The organism is Streptomyces sp. CO7 (assembly GCF_053474865.1).
In genome coordinates this window covers 1-418 of sequence record NZ_JBRIOU010000129.1, presented here as the reverse complement: position 1 = coordinate 418, position 418 = coordinate 1, and the positions used below count along the sequence as shown (strand labels likewise).

The window sequence follows — 418 nt, the reverse complement described above, 5'->3', positions numbered from 1 at the left end:
CTCCCAGTCCAGGTCGATGCCGTCGAAGACGTCGGCCCAGCGCGGGTCCTCGATCAGGTCGTAGCAGGACTGGGCGAACGCGGCCGGGTTCTGCACGGCCTGGCCGAAGCCGCCGGACCAGGTCCAGCCGCCGAAGGACCAGAGGATCTTGATGTTCGGGTAGGCCTTCTTCAGCTTGCGGAGCTGGTTGAAGTTGCCGCGCAGCGGCTGGTCCCAGGTGTCGGCGACGCCGTCGACGGACTGGTCGGCGGTGTACGCCTTGTCGTAGTCGGCGTAGGAGTCGCCGATGGTGCACTTGCCGCCCTGGACGTTGCCGAAGGCGTAGTTGATGTGCGTGATCTTCGACGCGGAGCCGGAGGTCACGATGTTCTTCACGTGGTAATTGCGCCCGTAGACGCCCCAGTTGGTGAAGTAGCCC

At 65.3% G+C, this 418-nt stretch carries 1 protein-coding gene; it reads right to left on the bottom strand.

The annotated features are described in order from the left end of the window. A partial coding sequence (locus ACOV8S_RS31430; protein ID WP_448321881.1) for a glycosyl hydrolase family 18 protein occupies positions 1-418 on the bottom strand: 418 nt, incomplete at both ends.